The organism is Haloferax prahovense DSM 18310 (assembly GCF_000336815.1).
In the GTDB taxonomy this organism is placed as follows: Archaea; Halobacteriota; Halobacteria; order Halobacteriales; family Haloferacaceae; genus Haloferax; species Haloferax prahovense.
The window spans coordinates 96,798-102,797 of sequence record NZ_AOLG01000035.1 but is presented as its reverse complement, the minus strand read 5'-3'; the positions used below and the strand labels follow the sequence as shown (position 1 = coordinate 102,797).

At 59.8% G+C, this 6,000-nt stretch carries 4 protein-coding genes and 1 pseudogene; 2 read left to right on the top strand and 3 right to left on the bottom strand.

Annotation, left to right across the window (positions count from 1 at the left end):
- Positions 1 to 550, bottom strand: a pseudogene (locus C457_RS11180) (hypothetical protein); the annotation flags it as partial.
- A 312-nt stretch (positions 551 to 862) separates the two neighbouring features.
- On the bottom strand, positions 863 to 2,194 hold the full coding sequence (locus C457_RS11175; RefSeq protein WP_083864289.1) for an outer membrane protein assembly factor BamB family protein: 1,332 nt from the start codon (positions 2,192 to 2,194) through the stop codon (positions 863 to 865).
- A 265-nt stretch (positions 2,195 to 2,459) separates the two neighbouring features.
- On the opposite strand from C457_RS11175, the gene C457_RS11170 reads away from it, so the two are divergent.
- Positions 2,460 to 2,978, top strand: a complete 519-nt coding sequence (locus tag C457_RS11170; RefSeq protein WP_049913553.1) for a hypothetical protein — start codon at positions 2,460 to 2,462, stop codon at positions 2,976 to 2,978.
- 111 nt (positions 2,979 to 3,089) lie between these two features.
- Here C457_RS11170 and C457_RS11165 read toward each other — a convergent pair whose 3' ends face one another.
- Positions 3,090 to 4,049, bottom strand: a complete 960-nt coding sequence (locus tag C457_RS11165) for a hypothetical protein (protein ID WP_049913552.1) — start codon at positions 4,047 to 4,049, stop codon at positions 3,090 to 3,092.
- Between the two features lie 644 nt (positions 4,050 to 4,693).
- Here C457_RS11165 and C457_RS11160 point away from each other — a divergent pair.
- Entirely contained in the window at positions 4,694 to 5,545 is an 852-nt protein-coding gene (locus C457_RS11160) for a DNA-binding protein (protein WP_049913551.1), read from the top strand.
- Positions 5,546 to 6,000: the final 455 nt, after the last annotated feature.

Here is a 6,000-nt window from a genome sequence, read left to right as displayed (position 1 = left end):
CCGTCTCCGTCCACTGGATCGATCCATCGGAGCGGGCGGGAGCCGTCAGGGTCGCCTGCTCGTAGTCCGGCCCGCGGGTGACGGCCAAGAGTGTGTCACCCGCGAGTGCGAGACCGACTGCACGGCCCGTTTCAAGTTGCACATCCAGTTGCTGCTCGCCGGATTCAGCATCGAACCCTGCAAGGTGGACGACCGAATGCTCAGCGTCATCCGGTGACTCAACATAGGCGAGGTAGACACGCTCCGGGCCGACGACCGGGGCCGTTGCGCCATGTGGGTCGTTTCCTGGACGCCGAAGCCAAGCGACGTCGACGTCGCCGTGTGGGACTGTGGAGGCTGCGTAACCGGTTCGGCCGCCATCGTGTCCTTCCAAGAGCCAATGGCCAGCCGCCGTGTAGCTCGCAGTGTACTCGTCGTCCGTGAACGGTTTCGGCACCGACCCCCTACGTGAGAGCCCGGGAACGTTCGGGGCGGTACACCCGGCCAGAGCCAGCACACTTCCGCCAGCCACAGTCTGTCGGAGGAGGTGCCGACGCGTCAGCGAGACCATATGAACAGTGGACAACACTGTGTCAAACATCTTCTGGAGGGACAAACAGCTGCTAGCGTTTGGTGCGGTCACCTCGAAAGCCCCCGGACGCTCGCCGGCCGTGACTCGCTGTGCGCCTCGTTCCTGCGGTGCTTGCGTCGTCGGGGCACGTCGAGCGTCCGGCCCCTTTCAGTCCCGCCCGGAGTCTGTTGCTAGGCTCGTGATCCCCATCGGTTGACTGGTGTGGTACTATACGGCACGCACCGCTCGCCGCATTCCGCCCTCCGCGTCGCTCGCGACCGACCATTCCGAGTCGCATCTCGGAAATCTGGATTACGGCTCACGAACCGCTAGCAGTCGGCTATCGGAATTGTGATCCGGGTTCGTCTGGATGTATGCCGTCTCCCCAACAACAACCGGTGGGCCAGTCCGCGCCCCGATCTCCAGCCGCCATCGGCGTGTTCCGTCCCCCTGCGCGACGGCCGCAAGCTCCTCTCCCTGGCTGATATACACCGTATCCTCTGCGACAGTCGGCGATAGGACAGCACCGGAATCGGTCTCGTAAGTCCACCTAGTATTCCCGTCGTTCACGTCAACCGCGTGTAACCGACCAGTATCTGCATCGGGATACCACTCGCCGACGTAGAGTGTGCTGTCCGCATATGCCGGGGGACTCAATGTTTTCGTGGGAAGCTTCCAGTCCCACGCAACCTCACCCGTGGCGGCCTCGAGGGCGAACAGTCGCTCCGACCCCGACCACGGTGAATCGTCCATCCCTGCCGACACATGCGGCTTCAGCGCCGAGACGAAGACGCGGTCGGCGCCGGCGACAGCGTGAGCCTTGAGGTACCACCCGTCGCCGATGTCCAACGTGGCGGTCCACTCCCGATCGCCAGTCCGGCGATTTACCGCATACACCTCCCGTGTCGCTCGATAGCTCTCGTTCATATCGAACGTGAACACCCGATCGGCGGTGACCGCCGGCTTTGCCCAGTCGGTGCGCCACGTCGGTCCGTTCTCCGTCTCGACGACGTGCGGCCCGAGCGTGGCCGTCCAGTCGACATCGCCGGTCGCCGCGTCACACCTGATCACCCCGCGATTCGAGCCGAGATAGAGGGCGCCATCACGGACGGTCGGACTAATTGGCGGGTGCTCGCCGCTGGAGGCCGTAATCCCTTGTTCTCGAACCCACTCCTGGTCGCCGCTGGCAACATTCAATGCATGCAGACGGACCACATTCCCCTCTTCACGTGTAATGATGAGCATCCGATCGTCGTGAAGGGCTGGCGCCCACCGCATCGGCGGCAGCTCCGAGTTGGACCATTGGTGTTTGCCATCTTCGGCGGAGAGTGCAAACGCGGTCCCACCAGTCCACGCTTCAGTGAGATAGAGGGCGTCGTCAACGACGGGTGGGTAGACGGGTCGGTCACCGAGGCTCCGCCACGCGATCGTCGCGTCGTCTCGAGGGCCACGTGCATCCGGCGTGTGGCGCGTGTGCTGGCTGTCGTAGCCGATCTGTGGCCAGGTACCTGCCGGGATTGTATCGTCGGGGGTGGCCTCCGCTCCATTCGGGTTGCGGGACCCACGACGGGGGGAGGAGAGACAGCCGGCGATCCCACTCGTGAGACCGCCACCTACCGTCGCGAGGATCGTTCGGCGGCGCATGGTTCAATATGATTAGGTTACGGGATACGTTTTCTGGAGACACAAACACTCCCTGTACATTCTGGATGCCCTGTCCCTGTCGATACCGCCGTGTTGAATGCGACCTCTACATCACACGATCAGCTGGTGGATCGTCCGTTAGTACGAGCTTGCATATCTAGCGAGCTATTGCGTGGGGTCACTGATAGTCGGAGGAGACGGATTTCGTTCAAACGTCTCTTTCACACTCGGGGACCTTTATCTCCAGAGCGGGACAGATTTAGTCATGAACAGACGAGACCTCCTCTCTACGTCGGCACCACTTCTCGTCTTGGGGGCAGGGTGTCTTGGACAGCTGGATGGCACGGCTGACGGTGGCTCCGGACAGAGCGGTTCGGGAGCAGGGGTCAACGACGCGAAGCTCAAGCTGGAGGAGTACAAGGATCACGAGAAGGCAATAAACGATGGCTATCAAAATATCGGCACCTGTATCGAGGGGCTGGGTATCCTATTTGTGAAAGAAAATGTCCCCCAGGTGTCCTACGATATGCCAAACGTGCTCCTCTATGAACGAACAGACACCGACCAGTACGAGCTGAGAGGGGCTGAGTGGTTCGTCCCTGCGAGTGACGTCGAGAAGCCTCCTGCACTCTTTGCTGGTGATGACCGACGAACCTTCCGTGGACCAATGGAGGGCCATTATTCAGACCAGCCCAGACACTATGGACTCCACGTCTGGCTATTTAGCGAGAATCCGAACGGGCAGTTCGCTGATTCCAATCCAAATCTGACTTGTTCGGACTGAATGCGATAGCATTCTGTTACAGATGTCCTCTGTATCAATCGTTCGAGGATGGCCACGATAGGGTGTGCGAACGTTTCTATAACACGCTTGATGCTGGTAGAATAACCCTTATCAGCTTGTCGATGTCGTCTGGAACGCGTCGCGCTGGACGACGAGCGTCGTCCAGTACACGTCGCCTTGGTACCGAATCAAATATGTGCCGCTCAGGTCACCTTCGCCGTCCTGGTCGAGACCATGAGCCTGTTCGTGCCCTCGGAACCGGTCGGCGAGTGCTACAAGTGCATCAGACGGCGTCTCGTCTGGCCCGACAATGTACTGTTTGTCTGTAATTGCCTTTTCGACGATCTCTCGCTGGGCCTCCGAAAGCCCTGAGAGTTCGAATGTAAACCGCTCGCGCATCTGTTGGCCGTAGTCGGCGGCCGTCGCTACGTGTTCAGCAGTGTATCGATAGGTGTTCAGCGTCGTGTCGTAGGCGTCGTCGACGACCCATTCGGCTTCAGCCCCATCGTCCCAAGTGATATAGGAGTACTCCGACTCGGGGACGAGGACAGACTGCTCGCGCTCGCTGTCCGTATAGAGGAACGTCGTTCCGATACCGACCGTGTCACCATCAGCGAGTCCATGTTCAGCAAATTCTTGTTGATCGACTTCGGGGAGATCGGCGAACTGAATGGCCTCTGCGTCGATCACTGAGTCTGTGACGATATCCACTTTCACGGAATATCTGGTGGCCGGCGTTTCCTCGACCACTTCGTACGATAGTTCGTAGACCCCCTCTTGGTAGGCAATATGCTGCTGTTTGGGGAGTGGCGGCCGGGTTGCCTTCGTTTTCGCGCTGCCGTCAAGGATGCGGTCGAACAGTTGGGCCGTTGCGTCGTTGCCCTCTGCTGGATGGACTGTATAGAGTACTTTCGTCGGGAGTTTCGCGTCTGCGACCGTCGTCAGTTCGAGCCGCGCTGTTGGGGCTTGCGCGACGGCGTTGCTACCACTGAACCCACCGGGACTGGTGCAGCCAGCAACTATTGCGGGGAGAGACGAAGCGGCGGCCGCGAGGAGGGCGCGTCGGCGCATACTCATGACCTGTCAGAGATGCTGGAAAAGCTTTGTGTCGCACGGAGGAGGGCAGCCAAAGCTCCGGGAGTGGTGGAGTGAGCCAGATCGATTCTTTTGAAAGCCCCCGGACGCTCGACGACCGCGACTCGCTGCGCGCCTCGTTCCTGCGGTGCTTGCGTCGTCGGGACACGCCGAGCGTCCGGCCCCTTTCGATCCCACCCGTGGTCTGTTGTGGAGTCGGCGATGTCTGTCGGTAGTTAGGTATAGCACGAACGGCACGCCCCGCTCGCCGCCCTTTGCCCTCCGTGCTCACGACTCGTTTCACTCATCGTTCGCGACGAGCCGCTCCTGTTAGTCGCGTCTCGCTTCACTCGCACCTTCCCGGTGCGCCAGCACCAAGCGCGCTGTCGGTCACGACGTCCTCACGGGCTCGGCCGTCGGACGCGAAACCGGCTTGTGTGCTGGCCGCTCGCTTCGGGCAGGCCAGGGCGCGCGGTTCTGGATGTTGTCCCATCGTCGAGCGCACGCCTTCCGCGCCCCGGAGGTGCGCGTGAAGGCGCGAAAGGCGTGCGCAGAATGAGTTGGTCTGTTGTGAGAGAGCCACGGCTGGAGAGTCGTGGTGTCGGAAGAAGACGCTGAGTAGGCGCCTTCAGAGAACTACAATGAGTACTAAGAAGCAAATCGGTAATGAAGTTTCGCACTCCGGACACCCCCGAGCAGTCGTCGACGACGTGGTTGATGAGACGCCTGAACTCCATCCCACGGTTGAACTCGAAATTCAAGCCAAAGTTGACCTGAACAATCCAGAAGCGGTTGGTCGGGGACTGACCCTCGCCGAAGAAGAGCGGATGCAAGCGCGTGAGTGGGAGATTAAACAGACGAAAACTCGGTGGGACCGAAGACAGACGTCGGACCGTGAACAGCGGACGGCGACTGTGGCAGAACAGATGAGTATCGAGGCAACGCGGGAGTTCAAGAAGCGCGCTGGATGTGTGAATCGGTGGGCTGACCCCGAAGAGCCAGACGCGCGTGAACAAATCTCAAGAGAAGAGCTGGGCGAGGTGAACAGAGAAGCGGCACGAATGCAGACGAAACTCGATGCGTTGTCGAGAGCGGCAATTAGTCGGCGGTTGGCCGAAGAAGTCGCAGATGGAAAGTCGATGATGAGCGCGGTCGTGGGTGTGTTCGAAGAGTTGCAGCAGGCGCCAGGACGTGTGATTCCGATTGCGGCGGTCAGTGAGGTGAGTCGTCGAGAGGTGTCTATCTGTGGAACGGTGACCCAGCTCTGGGAGTCGTCGAATTCGGCGATTCAACAGGTGGGACTCATCGAGGACGAGACGGGGAGAACAAAGTTCACTGTCTGGACGAAGTCGGACCAAACAGTTGTGAGAGAAGGCGAGCGTGTGACGATGCGGAACGTCGCAAAGAGTTGGTACGGTGGGCGTGTCTCGGTTGCTGTGACGGGATGGTCGGAGATATCGTTCCCAGAGCGCGAGGCGTGGTGGGCTGAGTAGGCGTCGCAAGCGGCTGTTTTCTTTTTGTGACTCCACTCTCCCGGCCCCTCCTCCCCACCCACCGCTCCGTGCTCGCGCCGGCAACGACGTCGCCGACGCTGTGCGCGCAGCCACGACCTAATTGACTCCTAATACTGGCTCTGTTGATGCTCCCAGTAGCTGATAGTTTTTCGTGGCCGTGCTGAATACAGAGCGCATAGTCAGCAGGGAATGAACACCAATTTCGGCGTTTTCTGTACTCGATGCACCGAGTGGAAAGTGGCAATTAAATAGTGTATAGTAGTGTGCTTGAGCAGACACAAATGTGGGTGATGATGTCTGCCGGGAGTGAGATATGTCTGTCAGATGTGGCTGCCGGCGTTGAATATCGCGCACATATCACCCATCACTCGGGAGATGTTAGCACCGAGAATCACGGTTGACGGGAAGTGGTCTATAATGATTAATAATGAATG

What these genes read in the sequence shown, in the direction of transcription:
- C457_RS11175 (WP_083864289.1), bottom strand. Translation starts at nt 2,194, where the DNA reads ATGCGCCGCCGAACGATCCTCGCGACGGTAGGTGGCGGTCTCACGAGT.
- C457_RS11160 (WP_049913551.1), top strand. Translation starts at nt 4,694, where the DNA reads ATGAGTACTAAGAAGCAAATCGGTAATGAAGTTTCGCACTCCGGACAC.
- C457_RS11165 (WP_049913552.1), bottom strand. Translation starts at nt 4,049, where the DNA reads ATGCGCCGACGCGCCCTCCTCGCGGCCGCCGCTTCGTCTCTCCCCGCA.
- C457_RS11170 (WP_049913553.1), top strand. Translation starts at nt 2,460, where the DNA reads ATGAACAGACGAGACCTCCTCTCTACGTCGGCACCACTTCTCGTCTTG.